Origin of the sequence: Morganella morganii H1r (genome assembly GCF_000633515.1) — a bacterium.
GTDB lineage: Bacteria > Pseudomonadota > Gammaproteobacteria > Enterobacterales > Enterobacteriaceae > Morganella > Morganella morganii_B.
In genome coordinates this window covers 1-23,410 of record NZ_AYMP01000029.1, presented here as the reverse complement: position 1 = coordinate 23,410, position 23,410 = coordinate 1, and the positions used below count along the sequence as shown (strand labels likewise).

At 52.6% G+C, this 23,410-nt stretch carries 18 protein-coding genes; 7 read left to right on the top strand and 11 right to left on the bottom strand.

Annotated elements, in window-relative coordinates; genetic code table 11:
* The first annotated feature begins 19 nt into the window (after positions 1-19).
* Both U868_RS0116655 and fghA read left to right on the top strand, forming a co-directional pair.
* Complete coding sequence (locus U868_RS0116655) at positions 20-1,129, top strand: S-(hydroxymethyl)glutathione dehydrogenase/class III alcohol dehydrogenase (RefSeq protein WP_025154279.1); 1,110 nt, start codon at positions 20-22, stop codon at positions 1,127-1,129.
* A gap of 21 nt (positions 1,130-1,150) precedes the next feature.
* Positions 1,151-1,981 carry an S-formylglutathione hydrolase gene (gene fghA, locus U868_RS0116650; RefSeq protein ID WP_025154278.1) on the top strand — a complete coding sequence of 277 codons (831 nt, stop codon included), beginning with the start codon at positions 1,151-1,153 and terminating at the stop codon, positions 1,979-1,981.
* Between the two features lie 6 nt (positions 1,982-1,987).
* Here the strand turns inward: fghA and U868_RS0116645 are convergent, their stop codons facing one another.
* Positions 1,988-2,539, bottom strand: a complete 552-nt coding sequence (locus U868_RS0116645; protein ID WP_025154277.1) for an RNA 2'-phosphotransferase — start codon at positions 2,537-2,539, stop codon at positions 1,988-1,990.
* 145 nt (positions 2,540-2,684) lie between these two features.
* Positions 2,685-3,914: an MFS transporter gene (locus tag U868_RS0116635; protein ID WP_025154276.1), complete on the bottom strand. Its 1,230-nt coding sequence runs from the start codon at positions 3,912-3,914 to the stop codon at positions 2,685-2,687.
* A gap of 260 nt (positions 3,915-4,174) precedes the next feature.
* On the opposite strand from U868_RS0116635, the gene U868_RS0116630 reads away from it, so the two are divergent.
* Entirely contained in the window at positions 4,175-5,800 is a 1,626-nt protein-coding gene (locus U868_RS0116630) for a DUF4139 domain-containing protein (protein ID WP_025154275.1), read from the top strand.
* A 55-nt stretch (positions 5,801-5,855) separates the two neighbouring features.
* On the opposite strand, the gene arcC is transcribed toward U868_RS0116630, so the two are convergent.
* From arcC to ygeW, 5 genes are read right to left on the bottom strand one after another with little or no spacing between them, the layout of a single operon-like run.
* Positions 5,856-6,788, bottom strand: a complete 933-nt coding sequence (gene arcC / locus U868_RS0116625) for a carbamate kinase (RefSeq protein WP_025154274.1) — start codon at positions 6,786-6,788, stop codon at positions 5,856-5,858.
* Positions 6,789-6,834: 46 nt separating this feature from the next.
* Entirely contained in the window at positions 6,835-8,226 is a 1,392-nt protein-coding gene (gene hydA / locus U868_RS0116620; RefSeq protein ID WP_025154273.1) for a dihydropyrimidinase, read from the bottom strand.
* Between the two features lie 54 nt (positions 8,227-8,280).
* Positions 8,281-9,498: a YgeY family selenium metabolism-linked hydrolase gene (locus U868_RS0116615; RefSeq protein ID WP_025154272.1), complete on the bottom strand. Its 1,218-nt coding sequence runs from the start codon at positions 9,496-9,498 to the stop codon at positions 8,281-8,283.
* A gap of 19 nt (positions 9,499-9,517) precedes the next feature.
* Entirely contained in the window at positions 9,518-10,720 is a 1,203-nt protein-coding gene (gene dpaL / locus U868_RS0116610; RefSeq protein ID WP_025154271.1) for a diaminopropionate ammonia-lyase, read from the bottom strand.
* A 59-nt stretch (positions 10,721-10,779) separates the two neighbouring features.
* Positions 10,780-11,967: a knotted carbamoyltransferase YgeW gene (gene ygeW / locus U868_RS0116605; protein WP_025154270.1), complete on the bottom strand. Its 1,188-nt coding sequence runs from the start codon at positions 11,965-11,967 to the stop codon at positions 10,780-10,782.
* Between the two features lie 535 nt (positions 11,968-12,502).
* Between ygeW and U868_RS0116595 the strand changes: the two genes are divergently transcribed.
* Positions 12,503-14,353 carry a sigma 54-interacting transcriptional regulator gene (locus U868_RS0116595; protein WP_025154269.1) on the top strand — a complete coding sequence of 617 codons (1,851 nt, stop codon included), beginning with the start codon at positions 12,503-12,505 and terminating at the stop codon, positions 14,351-14,353.
* Positions 14,354-14,412: 59 nt separating this feature from the next.
* On the opposite strand, the gene U868_RS0116590 is transcribed toward U868_RS0116595, so the two are convergent.
* Entirely contained in the window at positions 14,413-15,066 is a 654-nt protein-coding gene (locus U868_RS0116590; protein ID WP_025154268.1) for an oxygen-insensitive NAD(P)H-dependent nitroreductase NfsB, read from the bottom strand.
* A 97-nt stretch (positions 15,067-15,163) separates the two neighbouring features.
* On the opposite strand from U868_RS0116590, the gene U868_RS0116585 reads away from it, so the two are divergent.
* Positions 15,164-15,535: a winged helix-turn-helix transcriptional regulator gene (locus U868_RS0116585; protein ID WP_025154267.1), complete on the top strand. Its 372-nt coding sequence runs from the start codon at positions 15,164-15,166 to the stop codon at positions 15,533-15,535.
* 27 nt (positions 15,536-15,562) lie between these two features.
* Here the strand turns inward: U868_RS0116585 and xdhC are convergent, their stop codons facing one another.
* From xdhC to xdhA, 3 genes are read right to left on the bottom strand one after another with little or no spacing between them, the layout of a single operon-like run.
* On the bottom strand, positions 15,563-16,042 hold the full coding sequence (gene xdhC, locus U868_RS0116580; RefSeq protein ID WP_025154266.1) for a xanthine dehydrogenase iron sulfur-binding subunit XdhC: 480 nt from the start codon (positions 16,040-16,042) through the stop codon (positions 15,563-15,565).
* Positions 16,039-16,917 carry a xanthine dehydrogenase FAD-binding subunit XdhB gene (xdhB, locus tag U868_RS0116575; protein ID WP_025154265.1) on the bottom strand — a complete coding sequence of 293 codons (879 nt, stop codon included), beginning with the start codon at positions 16,915-16,917 and terminating at the stop codon, positions 16,039-16,041. The genes xdhC and xdhB overlap by 4 nt, the downstream gene beginning before the upstream one ends.
* A 5-nt stretch (positions 16,918-16,922) precedes the next feature.
* A complete protein-coding gene (gene xdhA, locus U868_RS0116570; RefSeq protein WP_025154264.1) occupies positions 16,923-19,229 on the bottom strand; it encodes a xanthine dehydrogenase molybdenum-binding subunit XdhA in 2,307 nt (768 codons plus the stop codon).
* A gap of 943 nt (positions 19,230-20,172) precedes the next feature.
* On the opposite strand from xdhA, the gene U868_RS0116565 reads away from it, so the two are divergent.
* Complete coding sequence (locus U868_RS0116565) at positions 20,173-20,634, top strand: hypothetical protein (protein ID WP_025154263.1); 462 nt, start codon at positions 20,173-20,175, stop codon at positions 20,632-20,634.
* The coding region (locus U868_RS0116560) for a hypothetical protein (protein WP_025154262.1) at positions 20,631-23,410 on the top strand (2,780 nt) is incomplete at its 3' end. The genes U868_RS0116565 and U868_RS0116560, both read left to right, overlap by 4 nt.

Sequence of the window (23,410 nt, the reverse complement as noted above, 5' to 3'; positions counted from 1 at the left end):
CAGACACAGAGGAACCGTTATGAAATCACGCGCAGCAGTCGCCTTCGGGCCGGGTTTACCCCTTGAAATTGTTGAAATTGATGTGGCACCGCCGAAGAAAGGTGAAGTGCTGGTGAAAATCAGTCACACCGGGGTATGCCATACCGATGCCTATACGCTTTCCGGTGATGATCCGGAAGGTCTGTTCCCGGTGGTGCTCGGTCATGAAGGTGCCGGGGTGGTGGTTGAGGTCGGCGAGGGCGTGACCAGTGTGAAACCGGGCGATCATGTGATCCCGCTGTACACCGCCGAGTGCGGCGAGTGTGATTTCTGTATCTCCGGTAAAACCAACCTCTGTGTCGCGGTCCGCGAAACCCAGGGCAAAGGCGTGATGCCGGACGGCACCAGCCGTTTTTCGTATAACGGTCAGCCGCTCTATCACTATATGGGCTGTTCAACATTCAGCGAATACACCGTTGTGGCGGAAGTCTCACTGGCGAAAATCAATCCGCAGGCCAATGCGGAGCAGGTTTGTCTGCTCGGCTGCGGCGTGACCACCGGGATCGGCGCGGTACACAATACCGCGAAGGTACAGGAAGGGGATTCTGTCGCAGTATTCGGCCTCGGCGGTATCGGGCTGGCCGTGGTGCAGGGCGCACGTCAGGCGAAAGCCGGACGCATCTTTGCCATTGATACCAATCCGTCCAAGTTTGAGCTGGCAAAACAGTTCGGCGCCACAGACTGCATCAACCCGAATGATTATGACAAACCTATTCAGCAGGTACTGGTCGAAATGACCAAATGGGGTGTGGATCATACCTTTGAATGTATCGGTAATGTCAATGTGATGCGGTCGGCGCTGGAAAGTGCGCACCGGGGCTGGGGACAGTCAGTGATTATCGGGGTGGCGGGTGCCGGAAAAGAGATTTCAACCCGTCCGTTCCAGCTGGTCACCGGCCGGGTCTGGAAAGGCACGGCGTTCGGCGGTGTGAAAGGGCGTACCCAGTTGCCGGGAATGGTGGAAGATGCCATGAACGGCAAAATCGAACTGGCACCGTTTGTCACCCACACCATGGAACTGGATAAAATCAATGAAGCTTTTGATTTGATGCACGACGGTAAATCCATCCGCACCGTCATTCATTACTGATAACGTATTCAGGGAGATACTATGGAACGGATTGAACATCACGTCTGTTTCGGCGGCAGCCAGGAAGTCTGGCGTCACCATTCTGCGGTGACCGGTACGCCGATGACGTTTTCGGTGTTTCTGCCGCCGCAGGCAAAAACAGAGAAATGTCCGGTGCTGTACTGGCTTTCCGGGCTGACCTGCAACGAGCAGAATTTTATCACCAAAGCCGGCGCGCAGCGTTATGCGGCGGAGCACGGTCTGGTGATTGTCGCGCCGGATACCAGTCCGCGCGGCAGTCAGGTGGCGGATGATAAAGAGTACGATCTCGGGCAGGGTGCCGGGTTTTATGTCAATGCCACACAGGAACCGTGGAAAGCGCATTATCAGATGTACGATTACATTCTGGATGAGCTGCACACCCTGGTGAGCGGGCATTTCGGCACATCGGAAAAACGCGGTATCTGCGGGCACTCGATGGGCGGGCACGGCGCACTGGTGCTGGCACTGCGTAATCCGGAGGCGTTCCTCAGCGTGTCGGCATTCGCGCCGATTGTGTCACCGTCACAGGTGCCGTGGGGCGAAAAAGCCTTCTCTGCCTATCTGGGAGAGGATAAAGCGGCGTGGGAACAGTATGATGCGGTGAAACTGATTGAATCCGGCCACCGGGTGACGGATGTGCTGGTTGATCAGGGGCTTGCGGATACCTTCTTCAGTAAGCAGCTGAAAACCGGGTTACTGAAATCGGCCTGTGAAACGCACAATATCCCGCATACCATCCGTGTGCATGCCGGTTATGATCACAGCTATTACTTCATTGCGAGTTTTATCGCCGATCATATCGCGTGGCATGCAGCACGTCTCAGCGCATAAACCCGGTCAGCCGGGTTTCTTCTGAGACAGGTATTTAATCGGGACATGCGGCGTCAGCCAGACGCCGTTATCCGCCAGATAAAACGGATAACCGGTTTTATGCATCTCCCCGGCGGCAATGGTCAGCACCACCGGTTTGCCGTGACGGGCACCGACAGCCAGTGCGGTATCTTCATCCGCGCTGAGGTGGACATAGTGCCGTGATCCGGCAATTAATCCCAGTTCACAGATATCACTGATAAACCGGATAGCCGTGCCGTGATACAGACTATCCGGCGGTGTCTGCGGCGGGTAATCGATCGCTACCTGTCCGGCGGAATGCCCCTGCGCCGCACGGATATACATGCCGTCGGATGAGATCGTAAACCGTTTTTTGTCGTTGGTCTCCACCACCTTTTCCAGCGTTTCACGGTCAAACGGTGTGCCGTGAGCAGCAGCCTGACACAGCAGTACAGCGATATCTGTCCAGCCTTCATTATCGAGGCGGATGCCGATGGACGCCGGCTGGTGCCGCAGGACATAACTCAGAAATTTACTGATTTTATCGTATTGATTCATTTTCTTTTTACGGTTTTTACCGGTGATCCGGCAGTGACATCATGGCGGAATTATACGCGCCTGTTGCGGTAAAGGGGAGGAATGACAGCGATAACTATGCGCTGCATCAGACTCTGACGGCGGAATAACCGCCGTCAGGATGGGTTTAAATGGTACTGAGTTCGCGGTTACGGGTTTCCGCGCCGAGGAAAATGACCGCAAGAATGGCGATAACCACCGCTGCACTGAAGATCAGGAAAATGGTGCTGACAGCAAACTGATACTGAATCAGGTACCCGGCCAGCAGAGGGCCGAGGATCCCGCCTATCCGCCCGATTGCGGTGGCGGTTCCCGCGCCGGTGGCGCGGACACTGTCGGGATACTGCTCCGGCGTGTAGGCGTAGAGCGCGCCCCAGGCACCGAGGTTAAAGAATGAGAGCAGCATGCCCGAAATGACCAGTGCCGTGGCGGTTTCCGCGCAACTGAACCCGTAAGCACTGATTGCTGTTCCGGCGAGATAGGTGACCAGCACGAATTTGCGGCCGTAACGTTCAATCAGCCAGGCGGCACTGAAATAGCCGGGCAGCTGGGCGAGTGTCATGATCAGCACATACTGGAAGCTTTTTATCAGGCTGAATCCCTTGAGGATCGCCACGCCCGGCAGCCAGAGAAAAATACCGTAATAGGAAAACACCACACAGAACCACAGGATCCACAGCATCAGGGTGGCGCGGCGGTACTGCGGCGACCAGATCAGCGCCATCGATTGTGCAATGGTGAGTTTCGGGCGCTCCTGCGCGGTATAGCGGGATACCGGCTCCGGCAGTTTTGCCCGCAGCCACAGGGCATACAGCGCAGGCAGGGCACTGAGCAGCATCGCCGTGCGCCAGCCGTAATCCGGGATAACATAATAGGCAATCAGTGCCGCAATCAGCCAGCCCACGGCCCAGAAGCTTTCCAGCAGCACAACCACGCGGCCGCGTTCGTGAGGAGCCACGCTCTCACTGACCAGTGTGGAGGCTACCGGCAGCTCCCCGCCCAGCCCCATACCGATGAAAAAGCGCAGCACCAGCACTACGGCCAGCGAACCGGCGACAGCCGTCAGTCCGGATCCCAGACTGAACAGCAGCAGGGTGAGAATAAACACCGGTTTGCGGCCTTTTCTGTCTGCCATCAGACCGAAAACAAAGGCACCGACTGCCATCCCGGCGGCATTGAGACTGCCGATCCAGCCGAGCTGTGCGGCACTCAGCCCCCAGTCTGCCTGCAGGGCGGCCAGCAGAAACGCCAGCAGCCCGACATCCATGGCGTCAAATGTCCAGCCCATCCCGGCTATCCATAACAGCTTGTTGCGTGAAGTGGCAGACGCTGCCGTGTGTGTCCGGAGTGTCGTCATAGTTGCGGCCTTTTTTATCCGTCAGAAGAAAATATGTTTAGTATACTAAACAATTAACGTGCAAATGTTAATCATAAAATACGGTTTTAAAGAGGCCGTAACATATAAAAAGCCCGGTAAACGGCGGACAGCCGTGCTTTTAAGGTTATTCCGTTATCTTCGTTACGGCAGCTGTTTTACTATGGTGTGTTATGGTGCACACAGCGGCCTGCCGGTATGCGGTGCCGGAATCGTGATGATAATAATCAGGGAGTTACGTAATGGCATTAACCTTTGGCGTTAAAAGTACCCTGCTGATCGCCGGTATGGCGGTAACTGCGGCGGCGGCGGGCAAACCGAATGTCATTGTTCAGGATGTAAAACTTAACAAAGCCACGATTTTCCTGCGCGGGGCAGAGCTGAGTAACAGTGCAACACTGAATCTGCCTGCCGGTGACAGTGATGTGATCCTGACTAATGTGGCCGGAAATATTAATCCGGGCAGCTTATCCGTTATGCTGAATAATGATGATGTCATTATTCAGTCCGTCAATCTGCGCAGCGAAATTGAAAAGCCGGTGTATTCAGACGACATCAATGCCATGAAGGCGCAGATTGAGGAGCAGGATCGGGCGATTCAGCAGCTGAATATGCAGACGGAAGTGAATAACGAACAGCTGGGTCTGCTGCGGGATCAAAATTTCTTCGGCACCGGCGGTGCGCCGCTGACACAGGAACAATCTGTTCAGAAACTGGATTTTATCCGCAGTCAGATGGCAAAAATCTATGCGGAGCAACTGGAATATCACCGGCAAATCAACGAAAAAAACGAAGCACTGGCACTGCTGAAAGCGCAGTATGAAGAGAAAGTCACACAGTTTAAGGCGCGCCGCACACAGCTGGTGCTGAATGTGTCCGCGAAAAAAGCGGTGACAGCGGATCTGGATATCGACTATATCACGCCGGATGCAGCCTGGGCGCCGTCCTATGATATCCGCAGCGCCGGTATGGATAAGCCGGTGACACTGACCTACAAAGCGGATGTGATACAGAACACCGGTATCGACTGGGATCAGGTGGAACTGGTGCTGTCATCCGCTGACCCGGTACAGAGTATTGCCCCGCCGCAGCTTTATCCGCAGTATCTGTCACTGATCAATGAGTATGCCGTGATGGGTGAAATGGCGCCTGCCCCGGTAGCCATGATGGCGGAGGACAAGGATTACAGCCGTAACCGCTCAGTGAAAAAAGCCCCTGCCGGCGGGATCTCGTCGTTTGTTACCGCAGAAAGTAACGGTATCAGCCTGACATACCGCATTGATAAACCGTATTCCCTGCCGTCCGTTCCGGAATCCCGTTCCCTGACCATCAAACAGACGGCGCTGGACGGAAAATACCGTTATATCACACGACCGAAGATAGACGAACATGTGTATTTACAGGCGGTTGTGGAAAATGCACCGGCGCTGAATCTGCTCAGCGGTAAGGCGAATATCTATTTTGATAACCGTTATATCGGGCAGACCTATCTCGATTCCGGCCTGATCACTAATGAGCTGGAACTGCCGTTCGGCATGAATAAAGATATTCAGGTCAGCCGTAAGGTCGACAGTAAGCTGACAAAACAGCCGGGTATTCTGGGCTCTGCGGTTGAACAGAGCGAAGGCTATATGATTACCTTATCCTCTTTTGCCAAAGCGCCGCTGGTGGTAACGGTTTATGACCAGATTCCGGTCAGTCAGGACAGCAATATCCTGGTGAAAGATGTTAAAACCGGAGCAGGAACTGTCAATAAACAGACCGGTGAAGTGGAATGGAAAGCGGAACTGAAGCCGCAGCAGGTAATGGAACTGCCGCTGAGTTATACACTGAAATACCCGAAAGAAAAACCTATCAGCGGTTTATAATTATCGCAGCAGAAAAACGGCCGGGAAGCCCGGCCGTTATATCAAAAAAAGAAGATTAATCGCCGATAACCGTACCGGTTTTACCCTCAATACCGTCTTTGGCTTTATTCAGTAATGTAATCAGCGCTTTGCGGCCTTTTTTACTGCGGCTGAAGGAGAGGGCGGCTTCCACTTTCGGTAACATCGAACCCGGCGCAAAATGTTCCTCATCGATATAGCGCTGTGCATCCGCAGACGTCAGTTTATCCAGCCACTGCTCATTTGGTTTGCCGAAATTGATGGCAATCTTTTCCACGGCGGTCAGGATAATCAGCATATCCGCATCGATCATCTCCGCCAGTTTGGCGCTTGCCCAGTCTTTGTCGATAACCGCATTGGCACCGTGCAGTTTGTTACCGTCGCGGATCACCGGAATACCGCCGCCGCCGGCTGTGATCACCAGCTGATCCGCATCCAGCATGGCTTTGACGGTCTCTTTTTCAATAATATCAACCGGTTTTGGGGATGATACTACGCGGCGGTAACCACGGCCCGCATCTTCGCGCATCTCAAACCCTTTTTTGCTCAGGGCTTCCGCTTCTTCTTTGCTGTAGAACGCGCCGATAGGTTTGGTCGGGTTTTTAAATGACGGATCCGCCGCATCCACTTCCACCTGTGTCACGATGGTGGCAACCGGCTTATTGATACCCCGGTTCAGCAGCTCTTCACGCAGTGCATTCTGCAAATCGTAACCGATATATCCCTGGCTCAGTGCCACACAGACTGACATCGGCAGAACCGGTGATTTGGCTTCGGTTTTGCTGGCAGCCTCAAAGGCACCGGTTATCATCCCCACCTGCGGGCCGTTACCGTGTGTGACCACAACGCGGTATCCCTGAGCAATCAGGTCGGCAATCACGACAGAGGTGGTTTTGACGGCAGCCATCTGTCCCGGAAGATCATTTCCCAGTGCGTTGCCGCCCAGTGCTAATACGATTGTTTTTTTCATCCTTTTTTACCCGTAATAAATGAGTTGAAACGATAATCGGAAAAAATTAATAACACCGGTGCGGAGCCTTAAACGGACGGCGTTTCAGGAAACGACCGCGGCCGGGTTCAGCCGTAAATTCGCCGTCACGGTAAACAATATCACCGCGTGACAATGTGCAGCGGACAGCACCCTGTACGGTCATACCCTCGTAGGGGCTGTAATCTGCGTTATCGTGCAGATCCGCGTGGCGGATCGTGGTTTCCTGCGCCGGGTCGATAATGGTGATATCACCGTCTGCACCCGGGCGGATCACGCCTTTTTCCGGCCAGATACCAAACAGTTTTGCCGGCATCGCACTGGTCAGGGAAACAAAGTGTTCCGGTGAAATCCGTCCCTGCATCACGCCTGCGGAAAACAGCAGTAACATACGGTTTTCAACTCCCGGCAGGCCGTTCGGACAGCGGGTGAAATTCCCGCCGGACAGCGCCAGACGCTGCTGATACGGGAAGGTGCAGTGGTCAGTGGCGACCACATCAATCGCGCCGTCATCAATACCCAGCCATAGGGCATCGGCTTCCCGGCGGTTACGCAGCGGCGGGCTGAGAATAAATTTCAGGCCGTCATCACGCTCATAACAGCGCTCATCAAGGAACAGATACTGCGGACAGGTTTCTATCCAGACCGGCTGGTGGCGGGCTTTCGCCATCTTCAGGTAATCGAGACCCAATCCGTTGGAAAGGTGAACGATATAGAGCGGCGCATTGCCGCAGATATGCGCCAGATTAATCATCCGGCCTATCGCTTCCGCCTCACATTCCGCCGGGCGGCTCAGGGCATGGAAAATCGGCGAGGTTTGTCCTTTCTTCACAAACTCTGCCTTGCGCTGCGCTATCACCGCATCATTTTCCGGATGCACGGTGGTCAGCGCCCCGGCGTGGTTAAGCTGTTGCAGAGCACGTAAAATATCCGGATCATCCAGCTTGTACTGATAGGTCAGATAGAGTTTGAAGCTGCTGATCCCGTCCGCCACCATCAGCGGAATTTCCTTTAAAATATCGTCGTTGATATGCTGGATCACGCCGTGAAAACTGTAATCGATAACGGCGCGTCCTTTGGCGTAGCGGTGATAATTCTCAAGCTGGTGGTGCAGTGAACAACCCGCCGGACCAAATCCCATATGATCGATAATCGTGGTGGTTCCGCCGCAGGCTGCCGCACGTGTGCCGGTGTAAAAATCATCACAGCTGCGGGCAAGGCCGACATCAATATTAAAGTGGGTGTGAACATCAATACCGCCCGGAAAAACATAACATCCCTGTGCATCAATAACGCGGTCATCTGTCTCCGGGGCAATGTCCGGTGCAACCTGTGAGATCAGGCCGTTTTCAATCAGAACATCCTGCCGGTATTGTCCGTCCGCATTGGCAACAGTGCCGTTGATAATCAGTGTGCGCATAGGGGGTACTCCTGAAAAAGCCCCGCACATCAGTACGGGGCCGGTAAGACAAGATTATTTTTTCAGTTCAGCCATGTAGCTTAACGGAATGGCCGCATACATTGCCGCACAGGTCACCAGGTGATCTTTCCAGGTTTTTTCGTTTGGTGCGTGAGCTTCAGGCTCTTTGCCCGGACCAAAACCGATAACCGGAATGCCGTGACGACCCATGATAGAAACACCGTTGGTGGAGAAAGTCCACTTATCAACAACCGGCTCTTTGTTGAACAGGCCGCGGTATGCGCGATCCAGTGTCTTCACGGTGAAGTGATCTTCTTCCACTTTCCAGGTCGGGAAGTAGCACTCTGTCGGATAAACCAGACCGGTCCAGGAAGCACGCTCATAGGTGTACATAGAGACCACGCCTTTCGCGGCTTTGACAGCCGGTAATGCGCGGATTTCTTCCAGTGCGCCTTCCCAGGTTTCGCCCCAGGTCAGACGGCGGTCGATGGAGACTGCGCAGCTGTCAGCAACCGCACAGCGGCTTGGTGAGGTGTAGAAAATTTCAGAAACCGTCAGTGTGCCCTGGCCGAGGAAATCGTCGTGTGCCAGACGTTTTGACAGCTCCTGCAGTTCGCCCAGAATCGGACCCATTTTGAAGATTGCGTTATCACCGCGCTCCGGTGCGGAGCCGTGGCAGCTGATCCCCGGCACATCAATGCGGATCTCCATCCGGCCGCGCTGGCCGCGGTAAATCTGACAATCTGTCGGTTCGGTACTGACCACGAATTCCGGTCTGATTTTGTCCTGCTCGATGATGTACTGCCAGCACAGACCATCACAGTCTTCTTCCTGAACAGTCCCGGTCACCAGCAGGGTGTACTGATCTTCCAGACCTAAATCTTTGATGATTTTACCCGCATAGACCATAGAGGCCATGCCGCCTTCCTGGTCAGAGGTACCGCGTCCGCCGATGATTTCGTCGTTTTCCATACCTTCGTACGGGTCGAATTCCCAGTTCTTGATGTTACCGATACCCACGGTATCGATGTGCGCATCCATCGCGATCAGGTGCGGACCGTGACCGATATAACCCAGAATGTTACCCATCGGGTCGATATCCACTTTATCAAAGCCGACTTTTTCCATCTCTTCTTTGATGCGGTGGATCACACGTTTTTCGTCGCAGCTTTCGCTGGGAATTGCCACCATATCGCGCAGAAAACGGGTCATGTCTTTTTTATAGTGTTCAGCTTTTTTGACAATTTCTTCAAACGGGATTTGCTTAGCCATGTTTCAATACTCCAATTAGTTAATATTTCTGCGCCGGGTTTTTACCTTCCCAGACAACTTCACGGTAATGTTTGGTATCGGTGTCACCTTCGGTGTTGATCACGAGGATGACGGAATCACTGTTCAGGCCGAGTCTTTCCATCAGTTCCGCACGTTCCGGATGATAGTTAACCGCCGCCAGCACACCGAGACCGACTGCGCCGGATTCACCGGAAATCACGCGGCTGTCTTTGCCGTACGGGTTACCGAGGACACGCATGCCGAGAGCAGCCACCGCATCTTCACAGGAGATAAACTGTGTCGCGCAGTTACGCATCAGATCCCAGCCGATAGGGTTCGGCTCGCCGCAGGCCAGACCGGCCATGATGGTGGCCATATCACCGCCGACATTGACGATTTCGCCTTTCAGGCTGGAGCGGTAGAGGCAGTCAGCCAGATCCGGCTCGACAATAATGGAATGCAGATCTTTTGCCCCGAACTCATCGACCAGATAGCCCAGCACACCGCCGGCCATCGCACCCACGCCGGCCTGTAACAGCACGTGGGTCGGACGCTGAATCTTCATCTCTTTCATCTGGGCAACGGCTTCGGCAGCCAGTGTGGTGTAGCCCTGCATAATCCAGGTCGGGATCTTGGTGTAGCCTTCGCAGGCGGTATCCTGAACCACGATCCAGCCGTGTTTTTTGGCATTTTCCATGGTGAGACGGACGGTATCGTCGTAGTTCATATCTGTGACGATACACTCCGCCCCGAGGCCGGTAATGTGATTCACACGTTCCTGTGCGGAGCCTTTCGGCATGTACACCACCGCTTTCTGACCGAGTGCGCGTGCTGCCCAGGCCACACCGCGGCCGTGGTTGCCGTCAGTGGTGGTGGCGAACGTCATTTTTTCAGTCAGGGTGCTTTTGAGTTTCTCGAAAGAGAAATCGTTAATATCCATGTTGTACTTTTCGCACAACAGGTGGGCGATAGCATAAGAGCCGCCCAGAATTTTGAATGCATTCAGATCAAAACGCTGTGACTCATCTTTCACCAGGATATGACGCACGCCGAACAGGGCGGCGAGATCTTTCATGTCATACAGTGGTGTCGGATGGTAACCCGTAATTTTCTCATGAAACGTCAGCGCTTTATGTGCTTCTTCACGGGAAAAAAGCGGGGAGTGTTTGCCGTTGAAATAACGGTTATCTGAAATATCTAACTTCAGTGAGAAGACAGACATAGAGCCTCACCTCATATCATCGGGAAAAGAACCCGGCCGGTGACGGCCGGGATCCGGATTTATAAAATACGTTTACGTGCGTTTTTCAGCAGTTGCTCAAGAACCGGGGCAGGCTGCGGGAATTTGCGGGCCAGAATCATGGCGGAGATGATATATGGCTTCCAGCTGGCTTCTTTGTAAGTGGCGATACGGTATTTCTCGAATACAGCCTCTTCCACTTCCCCTTCCTTACAGGAAACACCGGTGATATCCGCAGGCAGACAGTGCATGTACAGCGCTTCGCCGCCTTTGGTCAGCTTCATCATCTCTTCAGTACAATGCCAGTCTTTGTGGTTGGCGTTCTGAGCCAGGCAGCGCTGCTCAAGGGCTTTCAGGCCGTCATGGTCATTGGCACGCAGCAGTTCGGTACGCTGTTCCATGACTTTGTACGGTGCCCAGGATTTCGGATACACAATATCCGCATCTTTGAACGCGTCTTCCATCGACGTCACCTGCTTAAAGCTGCCGCCGGACTGTCTGGCATTGTTTTTCGCCACATCGATAACGTCAGGGATCAGGTCATAACCTTCCGGATGCGCAAGCGTCACGTCCATACCGTAGCGGGTCATCAGACCGATGATGCCCTGCGGTACAGAGAGCGGTTTACCGTAGCTTGGTGAATACGCCCAGGTCATGGCGATTTTTTTGCCTTTCAGGTTTTCCAGTGAACCGAAGTGTTCACGTAACCAGGCCAGGTCAGCCATAGATTGAGTCGGGTGGTCGATATCACACTGCAGGTTAACCAGCGCAGGACGTTGCGGCAGAACGCCTTCCTCAAAACCTTCATCCAGTGCCGCACCCACTTCACGCATATAGGCGTTACCGGCGCCGAGGTACATATCGTCACGGATACCGATGGCATCCGCACAGAATGAAATCATGTTGGCCGTTTCACGCACGGTTTCGCCGTGAGCAATCTGAGACTTACCTTCGTCGAGATCCTGCTGGGCCAGGCCGAGCATATTCAGTGCAGAGGCATAAGAGAAACGGGTACGGGTGGAGTTGTCACGGAAAACAGAGATACCAAGGCCATTTGTGAATACGTTGGTTGCGATGTTATCGGCACGCAGCCCTTTCAGTGCGGCTGCAATATCAAGCACCATCGTCAGTTCATCCTGACTCTGTTCCCAGGTAAGTAAAAAATCCTTTTGATGAAGATTCGATTTCAGTCTGGCGATATCTTTCAATAATTCATTAACATTTTTCATCTTTAAATCCTATATGAAATGGCCGGTGACAATTGAATATGCAGTGAGAAGAAGACATTTCTGCATGTGTACTGTGACTATTAACAATAAGCATGCCAAATCAGCCGGAATGATCTTCCGGAGGTGAAATGCAGGGTGAAATCGGGATGATGATCACAATTATCAGGGGCTGATGGCCGGGTTATGTGTGATAAATGCGAATAAAAGTTATTTTCAGTAAGGGTGAAAAGTCACCGGAATCAGACCGGTGAGAGGACGGAACGGCCGGAACCGGGGCCAGAATGATAAACACCCCGGCGGATTTATCATATTGATAAAATAGAGTGACGGCGCTTCCAGTTTCATTATCAAATCTGAATAAAAGTGTGATTTTTGTACATGCGTTGGAGTTTCGGTGATAAAACTCTGGCAATCTTGTGCTATTAACGGGTGATAATTCAGCCTGTTGATAAATAACTATAATAAAATCATAAATTTGTCGCGTTATGTACTTTCTTTTAGATATGTCGTTTTAAGAGCATAGGAAGTCGTAAGCATGATCACTGAAAAATCACCATCTGTGCTGATGCAGATACAGCCGACAATTGTTCACTTCAGCAAAATGCTCGCCAGTGTGTTACAGCTTGATGTTGAAATCGTTGATGACAAACTGACAAGGATTGCCGGAACAGGGCTGTTTAACCAGCATCTCGGACACCGTCTGACCAATAATTCCCAGCTGCTCCGTTATGTGCTGGATACCAAAAAAGAAAAGATAGTCACGCACTCCTGTTTTGATCCGCTCTGCCTCAATTGCGCGGATAAAGATAACTGTAAGGAGAAAGCGTTTATCGGTACACCGATCATCTTTCAGGATCGCTGTATCGGGGTTATCAGCCTGGTGGCTGTCACCTCTGAACAGCAGGAGCGCATCCGGGATAACATCCATGACTTCTCGGATTATGTGCAGCATATTTCCACTATTTTTGTGGCTAAACTGCTGGATGAACAGGAAGGCCGTAATGCCGCACAAAAGGTATTACTGAGCCTGATAGAGTTTATGGATCAGGGTGTTCTGATCCTGGATGAGGCAAATCACCTGAAATTTGCCAATCCGCATGCTCTTAAGATCCTCAATGTCCCGCATGAAAAGATTTCCGGCAAAACCATTACCATCCGTCCGCTGACCTATTTCAAGAGTCTGAACCGCGGGCATTTACAGCATATTGTCTCCTGGGAAGGGGAGAGCAATATTATTATCGGGCAGCTTCATGTGGTTAACGGCTGTCAGATGTTCCTGATGGCGTTCCATCAGTCTCACGCGGCGATTGATATGAATGAAGTGCGCCGTGATGAAAACGGATTGCTGATTGAACATCTGGTCGGGGAGTCCGAACCTATCCGTCAGCTGAAACACCTGATTTCCCGCGTGGCGCCGAGCCCGTCGAGTATTCTGGTCACCGGCGAGAGCGGCACCGGTAAAGAAGTGGTGGCGCGGGCTATCCATAAACTGAGTAACCGCAGTGAAAAACCGTTTATTGCCATCAACTGTGCGGCGATACCGGAGCAGTTACTGGAAAGTGAATTATTCGGCTATGTGAAAGGCGCGTTTACCGGCGCGTCAGCCAACGGAAAACAGGGTCTGATTCAGGCGGCGGATAAAGGCACGCTGTTCCTGGATGAAATCGGCGATATGCCGCTGATTGTTCAGGCGAAATTATTGCGTGCGATAGAATCACGCGAAGTGCAGCCGATTGGCTCAAGCCGGACCATCCCGGTCGATATCCGGATTGTGTCCGCGACCAACCAGAACCTGGAGCAGTTTGTCAGTGAAGGCAAATTCCGTGAGGATCTCTATTACCGCCTCAATGTTATCCCGATTGCTTTACCGCCGCTGCGTGAGCGTTACGGTGACGTGGAACTGCTGGTGCATCATTTCCTCAATGTGCATACCAAACGTCTTGGTCTGGTGTATCCGGGCATTTCGGATGAGGTGATGGCGGTCATTAATGCATGGCCGTGGCCGGGCAACCTGCGTGAGCTGAGTAACCTGGTGGAATATCTGGTCAACGTGGTGCCGCCGGGTGAGGTGATTGATATCTCACTGCTGCCACCGAACTTTGCCAGACATGCGGCGCAGATGGTAGGCGGCACTGCCGCACCGGTTCAGAATACCGGGGATATTCACCGCAGTGAAATTACCATTCCGGTCAGAAGTGTACCTGCGGCAGCAGCGGATGAGGATCCGGCACTGCACGGGGAAACCATGCTGGAAGAGATGGAAAAACAGATGATCCGCGAAGCACTGCAGCGTTATGACAACAAACGTCAGGCGGCAGAGGAGCTGGGGATCGGCATTGCCACGCTGTACCGGAAGATTAAGAAGTACGAGTTATCCGCCGGGTAGCGGAAGAAAATGTGTGCCAAAGCCGCACGGATGTTGCCGGTCCGTGCGGCTTTTTCGTATCAGATAACGGTTATGATCTGCTCTTCCGGCAGACGGGATTTCGGCAGTGCAGCGTTAAAGTCATCCTCTTTGCGGTAACCGAGGGACACAACGGCCACCGGTGCCAGCCCTTTGGCGGATAAACCAAATTCTGTATCCAGGGTATTAAAATCCATCCCTTCCATCGGAACAGCATCCACACCCAGTGCGGACGCACCCAGCAGTAATGTCCCCATGTTCAGGAAAACCTGTTTTGCCGCCCAGTGCGGCAGATCACCGAGTGTCTCTTTATGGAGATTAACAAAGAAAGTCCGGCCGCTGTTGTTCATTGCTTTGTGCTCCGGCGTGGCGTAACGGCCGTCTTTGTCTTCCTGGTCCAGCACGCTGTTCATGTAGGCTTCATCAACATCTGTTTTTGCGCACAGCAGCACAACATGTGAGGCATCGGTGATTTTTGCGGTATTAAACTCAAAGCCCGGATGGGTGGATGCGGCGATCCGGTTTTTCCCTTCCTCACTGGCCGCAATAATGAAGTGCCACGGCTGGATATTGACGCTGGACGGGCTGTAGCGCAGCAATGTTTTGATACTGTTCATCACCTCATCACTGATTTTTTTCGCCGGATCAAAGGATTTGGTGGAATAACGCTGCATTACAGCCTGAGTGATGGTCATGATGACGTCCTTATAAGGTAATTTACATTAACCGGCGCAATGATAAACTATGATATGTTTTTAACAAGTACGTACATTTTTGGTATATAGGTACAAAATGGATACTGTCAGAAAGACGCGCTATGAATCGTATGCCTATGAAGCCTGTCCGGTTGAGGCAACACTGGAAATGATGGGCGGGAAGGGCAAGGGAATGATCCTTTACCATCTGATAAGCGGTACCAAACGCTTTAACGAACTGAAACGGCTCCTGATGTTTATTACCCCTCGTATGCTGACAAAACAGTTACGGGAGCTTGAGATGGCGGGGCTTGTCCACCGTAAGGTCTATGCAGAGGTGCCGCCGAAAGTGGAATACAGTCTGACGGACGCCGGGCAGTCGCTGGTACCGATCTTACTGATGCTGAAAAGCTGGGGGGAAGAACATGCCCTGCCGGTACTTTTACAGCAGCAGACACCGCCGTCCTGAAGACCGGTGGTATCTGCTTTCTGCGGTTTACTGGTTACGCTGGAGTTTATCCGTTGCATTGGCAACCATCTGATAACCGGTGCAACGGCACAGGTTACCGGCCAGGCCGTGGCGGATCTGACGGATAGTCAGGGTCTGCCCTTTGTGTTTTTCCAGCAGGGCGGTGGTCATCATAATCAGGCCGGGGGTGCAGAACCCGCACTGTACCGCGCCGCTGTCGGCATAAGCCTGCTGAACCGCAGACGGTTTACCGTGCTTCATCTCACCTTCGGCGGTACGGATCTGCTTACCGTCCGCCCAGACTGCCAGATAGAGACAGGTATCCACCGCGATACCGTCGATAAGTACCGTGCAGGCACCGCACTCGCCGACCGAGCAGCCGTGTTTGACACTGATAAGCCCCTGTTCACGCAGGACATCGGACAACCGGGCTGCCGGTGACACCGTCAGTTCCCGTACCTGTCCGTTGAGTGTGCAGCTGATGGTTTTCCATTCTTTGATATTCATGCGATTTTTTCTCCCGTACGTTCAGCCGCCGCGCGGATCACCCGTTCGCTCAGGACACGGATCAGGTGTAAACGGAACTCTTTTTCTGCCCGCCATGACGTGCGCGGGGCCACATCCTGTTCAATAGCCTGACTGACGGCTTTCAGGGTGTCTGCGGTGACCGGTTTTCCGAGCGCAGCCGCTTCCGCGTGTTCACAGCGGACCGGTGTCGGTGCGGCAACCCCGAAGGCGAGGCGCAGTTCCTCAAAACGTCCTTCTCTGATATCACACAGTGCCGCGCAGTTAATGGTGGCGATATCCATCGCGCCGCGCATGGCATATTTGTAAGCGGCGGAGCCTTTACCGCGGTAATTCTCCGGGGAGAAATGAAACGCAATCAGCAATTCGCCCGGTTCAAAGGCCACTTTGCCCGGGCCGGTATGAAAGCCGCGCAGTGGTCTGCGGCGGATGCCGTCCGGGGTGGCGATCTCCAGCTCTGCCTGATAAACCAGAGACGGACAGGCGGAGTCGCCGCTGGTGGCACCGTTACAGATATTGCCGCCGTAAGTGGCAACATTGCGGATCTGCGGTCCGGCAATGGTGGCTGCCGCTTCACTCAGTGCGGGCAGACATTTATTGATCACCGGGCTGTCAATCAGTTCGGAGAAGGTGGTCGCGGAGCCGATACGGATATGCCCCGCATCATCACAGCTGATCCCGCGTAATTCCGGCAAATCATGAATATCCACAATACGGCGGAAACGTTCATTGAGGTGATGAAGCTGGATCAGCACATCCGTTCCGCCCGCCAGTAATCTGGCCTGCGGATCCGCCGTCAGCAGTGAGACTGCATGTGCGACACTCTCCGCGCGGTGATACGTTTCAAAATCATACATGGCAGTTACCCCCTGATAAGCCCGGCATTAACAAATTCCCGGTACAGCCGTTTTGGTGTCAGCGGGATAGTATTGACAGAAATACCCGTCGCCATACGCACGGCGTTACGGATAGCGGCAGCCGGTGCAATAATCGGCGGTTCCCCCAGGGATTTGTGGCCGTAAGCGGACTGCGGCTCGTAGGTTTCGACAAACCCGCACTCCAGATCCGGCAGGTCAACCATGGTCGGCATTTTGTAGTCGAGCAGGTTCGGATTATGAACAACCCCGGATTTCCCGTTAATCAGCATCTCTTCAAACAGCGCCCAGCCGATCCCCATTCCCATCCCGCCGTGGACCTGGCCTTCCGCCAGCTGCGGGTTCAGGATCCGGCCGGAATCATGCATATTGATGATCCGGTTAATGGTTACCTGACACATCGGAATATCCACGGTGACATCGACAAAAGTACAGCCGAAAGCCGGCGGGTTGGTTTGTGTTTTATGAGAGGATTCAGCAGAGAGCTGGCCGCCGATCTCCTGATGATAAAAACTGTGCATTGCCACTTCCGCGACAGTGGTGACAACCACATCCGGCTGCGCTTCAAGCACGACATTGCCGTCGAGAATGGTCATATTAAACGCGGCCTGATGTGTCATCAGCGAAGCGTGATCGAGGATTTTCTGCCGCAGTGACAGCGCCGCTTCTTTCAGCGCCGGTGCGGTGACATAACTCTGCCGTGAGGCGAACGCGCCGGGGTCAAACGGGGTGATATCCGTATCCTGGGTGGAGATCATCTGAATGGTACTGACGGGGACACAGAGGGTTTCCGCCACCATCTGCGAGAACACGGTATCCGAGCCCTGGCCGATTTCTGTTGCGCCGACCTGCACATTGATATTACCGTCCTGGTTCATCAGCAGACGGGCACTGGCAATTTCCACACCGACCGGATAGGTGTTGGATGAATAGCTGAAACAGGCCACGCCGACACCCCGGCGGATATCCCCGCGTGTTGCCAGCGCTTCTGCTTTACGTTCATCCCAGCCGAACAGTGCTTTACCGCGCTTCAGGCATTCAATCAGCCCCGCACTGTAAATGGTTTTCTTGTTGACCGGGTTGCAGTCACCGGATCGCGCCGCATTGCGCAGACGGATATCCACCGGGTCAATATTCAGCTGTGCGGCGGCATCATCCATCAGGCATTCAAGGGCGAACGTGACCTGTGGTGCCCCGTAGCCGCGCATTGCGCCCGCTGACGGGTAGTTGGTATAGACGGTGGCGGCGGAATAGCCGTAATCGCAGCGCGGATACAGGTACGGGATTTTGTTCCCGCCCGCTGCCGCGATGGAGTGCCCGTGAGAGGCATAGCCGCCGGTATTGGACAGAACATCAAGATGATAGCCGTTCAGTGTGCCGTCGGCGGTCAGCCCCATCTCCGCATCAATATGGAAGGCGTGACGGGTGCGCGAGGCAAAGAAACACTCTTCGCGGCTCAGCTCCACTTTCACCGGAATACCGCCGAGTTTCAGGGTCAGCCAGGCGGCCATCGGCTCTTCCAGCACATCCTGTTTATTGCCGAAACCGCCGCCGATATACGGCTTAATCACCCGGATATGCGACCAGGGAATATCCAGCGCCTGGCCTGTCACACGGCGGACGATATGCGGGATCTGGGTGCTCGATACCACGGAAATCTTATTATCCGCTTCCTGCCAGGCGTAGCAGGTAACGCCTTCCATATGACAGTGCTGAACCACCGGAGTATCAAAATGACCACGGAACTGAAACGGCGACCGGCTGACTGTTGCTCTGGCACTTTCCGCATTGATTGCGGTGCGCTTCAGCAGGTTACCGCTGCTGTGGATTTGCGGGGCATCTGCGGCCAGTGCCGCTTCCGGTGAGGTGATAACCGGAAATTCGTCATAAGTGACGCTGACGAGTGCCGCCGCTTTTTCGGCGGTCAGTTCGTCACGGGCAACCACAATCGCCACACCGTCGCCGTGGTGGCGCACATGGCGGTTCAGCAGCAGGCGGTCTGCCACGTCGCGTTTAGCCGGTTCCAGAGACCAGGCGTGACCGGCAGTGGCGAACGGGATCTGCGGCACATCGTCACAGGTGAATACCGCGACCACGCCCGGCATGGCAAGCGCCCGTGATATATCCACAGAAGTTACCATTCCGTGGGCAATCGTGCTGCGGACATATTTGGCGTAATGCATACCCGGCATCGGCAGATCATCCGTATAGCGCGCCCGCCCTGATGTTTTGCTCAGAGCATCAACGCGCAGGTAAGGTGTACCCAGCGCGCGTTTTCCGACTGCTTCAGACATTATTATTTCTCCGGCTTCAGGAAAAAGTAAGCATGCAGAAAAACAAGCAATAAATACGCCAGCAGAGAGAAAAACAGCAATTTATCGGGGAATTTGTGACTGAGGTAAAAAAAATAAGGGCATCCGGCAGGAAACGGCGAAGTTTTCTGTCCTGCTTTCTCTCAATATGAGAGAAAAATGTGTCGGTATTGATAATTCAGGGATACCACAGAAGCAGAATGATAATGTACAGTTTGATAGCGTTACTAATCATATAATGCGTAATAAACCTGATAAATTCTGTCACTTTTAAATTATAAGAATATAATAGATTACAACGAAAATAATGATAATAATCAGTCCGGAAAAAGGAACGGAATCCCGGTCGCATAATTGAAAAAAAGAGAATCCATAACGGGACTATTGATTTATACTGCCGTGAATCATCCGGGATAACAGGTGGTTATGTATTTGTTCTGTATCTGTCGTTTTATTTTCATATTTACAGAATGGTCGTCTGCGGCGGTTAATCGATTTTATTCGTGAATAAGATATAATGCCGCTTCAGGTACAACTGTGCTTATATTTTTTTATGGTGAACAGATACCGGGTGATACTTATTTTTAAAACTTGTTACAAAATGTCCGGCAAATATCCCGGTACGGTTTTGTAAAGCAAACTGACTAATTTATGTTCTCGCCTGTGATAAACAGAGCAGCAGAGCAGAATAATAACGATGCCAAACCATTGACGCTGACAAGCGTGGAAATTCAGATTGTGCGGCTGCAGTAAGGTGTCCGGATAACAAAAAACAAATAGTTCAGACTTGCCCGTGACGTAGTGTATGTTACATAAGGCTGAGTTGTGACACGTCAGAGTTTATTTTCCCCGGCTCTGGCTATACAATTGGTGCCTATTTTTGCACAACGCAGCAGTGGCCAAATTATTTCTCTAAGGTGAAACTATGTTATCCAAGACAGCACTGAACAAAATGGCGGGGATACTCCTGTTAGGAGGCGTTGTAACCCTGTCAGGTTGTTCATTAACGACACCCTCTGCGCCGAAGCCTGCGGCACAACCGGTTCAGCCGGCGGAGCAGGAGCCGGTGAGAACGACAGCACCTTTGCCAAAACCTGAATTGCAGCAACCCTCCGGACTGATTTCGCCTGAGCTGAGTATGTGTGTCAAAGAACTCGACTCACTAAAAACGATCTCTCCGAAAGATTACAGTCAGATGGTCGCCGGTTTCAGTGAAATCAGCCAGATCAACAAACTGTATCGTCAGCTCGAAAGAACCGCCAGTCCGGATACGCTTAAATTACTGAAGATGTCGATTGAAGCGAAAACCAAAGTGATGTGCGCCCAGGTTCGTTATTATTCTGTTCTGTCTATTGAGAATACCCTGGAGAAGGTTAACGGGTTATGAGACTGAACATCAGGTTGTGTATTACTGTCGCATTGTTTGCGGCAGTGCAACCGGCAACTGCATCTGAATTTAATCAGGTTATTGAAGATTTTGACCGTTATATTCAGACTGAAAAAGCATCAGGCAATTTTCCGGTATCAGTACAGCAACCTGACCGGTATCCCGCAAAGCGGGTTACCCCGCCGGTAAACACGGCGGGTAAGGCCACTCAGTCACAGCGTCAGGGCACACGTAAAGCTGCCCGTACAAAAAAACGCGCTGTTTCGTCCGCGCAGGAAGGCCGGACACAAACAGCTGCTGTACAGAAAACGGACACAACAACCCCGGTACCCGCTGTACCGGCACAATGTGACAATATTGTGGTCAGGGAACCGGTTGTTGTGACAAATCCGGTTCCGATCGGATACCCGCAGTGGTCTCCGGCATATCTGGTCCGTGACAGCCAGAAGTGGAGCGGGAACCACGGCGGATTTGTGTTCTCACCCGTTCCTTCCCGCATGACCTCCTCACTGACTCTTACACCGGAAGTCCTGTTTACCGTTTTGGGTGAACCTTTCCGTTCAATGACGTATTTCTCTGATCTGCCGCTGACGGTTGGCCGTGTGCTGAAACCGGAAACCTGGTTTACGCCGTCGGATCCGCAGAAACAGCTGCATCTCACCCGCCTGACATTACAGGATGTGAAACGCGAACTGGCGTCACTGAACGAAAAGTACCGGAATGTTCAGCGTGATTATGAACAGGTGCTGGCGGATATTGCGAAAAAAGAGACAGAACTGAAAAACCTGACTCTGGCAAATAATGAGTTACAGGCTGCGGCAAAAGGCGATAACGCCAAACTGACCGCAGAGCTGGAACAGAACCGCAAAACGATTGATTCACTCAATCAGCAGATAAGCGAAAACCTGGCCCGTTTTGGCCGGGCTGAAAGTCAGGTTACGGCCCTGACAGCAGAAAAAGCCGATCTTGAAAAACAGATTGCGGCACTGAATAAAGAAAAAGCGATATCAGATAAAAACGTCGCGTTGCTGGAAACCAAAAATGCCGATATGGCAAAAATTACGCAGAAGCTGGCTGAGCTGGAAAAACAGCTGGCTCAGCGGGATGCGGAAAAACAGCAGCTGAGTGACAACATCCTCGCGCTGACCGGTGAAAACAGTAAACAGCGTGATGTACTGAAAAAAGATCTGGACGCACTGACAGCAGAAAAAGCCGCGCTGGAAAAACAGGTAGCCGGACTGAAATCTGATAATGCACAGGCGGAAAAAAATCTCGCCCTGTTGCAGGATAAAAATGCCGATATGGCAAAAGTCACGCAGAAGCTGGCTGAGCTGCAAAAACAGCTGGCTCAGCGGGATGCGGAAAAACAGCAGCTGAGTGACAACATCCTCGCGCTGACCGGTGAAAACAGTAAACAGCGTGATGTACTGAAAAAAGATCTGGACGCACTGACAGCAGAAAAAACCGCGCTGGAAAAACAGGTAGCCGGACTGAAATCTGATAATGCACAGGCGGAAAAAAATCTCGCCCTGTTGCAGGATAAAAATGCCGGTATGGCAAAAATCGCGCAGCAGCAGGCTGAGCTGGAAAAACAACTGCAGGCTCAGGATGCCGAAAAACAGCGCCTGGCAGCAAAACTGCAATCTCAGGAAACCGAAAACGGCAAACAGTCAGCTGATTTGGAAAAACGGATCACCGCGCTGACTGCGGATAAATCCGCGCTTGAAAAACAGGTTGCACAGCTGAATTCAGAGAAGCGCCGGGCAGAAGAGAGCGTTGCACTGCTCAGCAGTAAAAATGCCGATCTCACAAAAATTACGCAACAGCTGACAGCAACAGAAAGTCAGCTGAAACAAAGTGATACCGAAAAACTGGCACTGACCGCGCAGCTGGCGGAGCAGGGCAGCAAAAGTGTGAAACAGAGTGAAGCGCTGAAAAAATCCCTCGGGGATCTGACGGCAGAAAAAGCGGCACTGGAAAAACAGATCACCGCACTGACCGCAGACAAAAGCAGTGCTTCAGCCAAAAACAGCGAACTGCTGAATGCAAAAACAGCGGAAATGGAGAAAACCGCCGCACAGGTAGCGGAGCTGGAAAAACAGCTGAAAGCAAGTGCTGCAGAAAAACAGCTTATTGCGCTTGAATTACTGCAGAAAACCACTGATAACCAGCAGCTGAATGCGCGGCTGCAAAAAGATCTGACAGCACTGACCGCCGATAAAGTGGCGCTGACCGGGCAAATCACCCGTCTGACCGAAGAGCAGGCACAGGCCGAAAAAAATATCGCGCAGCTGAGTGATAAAAATGCTGATCTGGCAAAAGTCACCCGCAGCCTGACGGATACTGAGCAGAAGCTGAAAAATGCCGAGGCAGAAAAGCAGAAACTGGCGGATCAGCTGGTCAGTCAGGATAAAGCCGCCGCAGCACAGGGCGATAAGCTGAAAAAAGAACTCAGCACCCTGGCAGCGGATAAAACCGCCCTGGAAAAACAGATTGCACAGCTGACAGCGGATAAAGCACAGTCTGAGAAAAATGCGGCGCTGCTGAGCGATAAAAATGCCGATCTGGCAAAAATCACCCGCAGCCTGACGGATACTGAGCAGAAGCTGAAAAATGCCGAGGCAGAAAAGCAGAAACTGGCGGATCAGCTGGTCAGTCAGGATAAAGCCGCCGCAGCACAGGGCGATAAGCTGAAAAAAGAACTCAGCACCCTGGCAGCGGATAAAACCGCCCTGGAAAAACAGATTGCACAGCTGACAGCGGATAAAGCACAGTC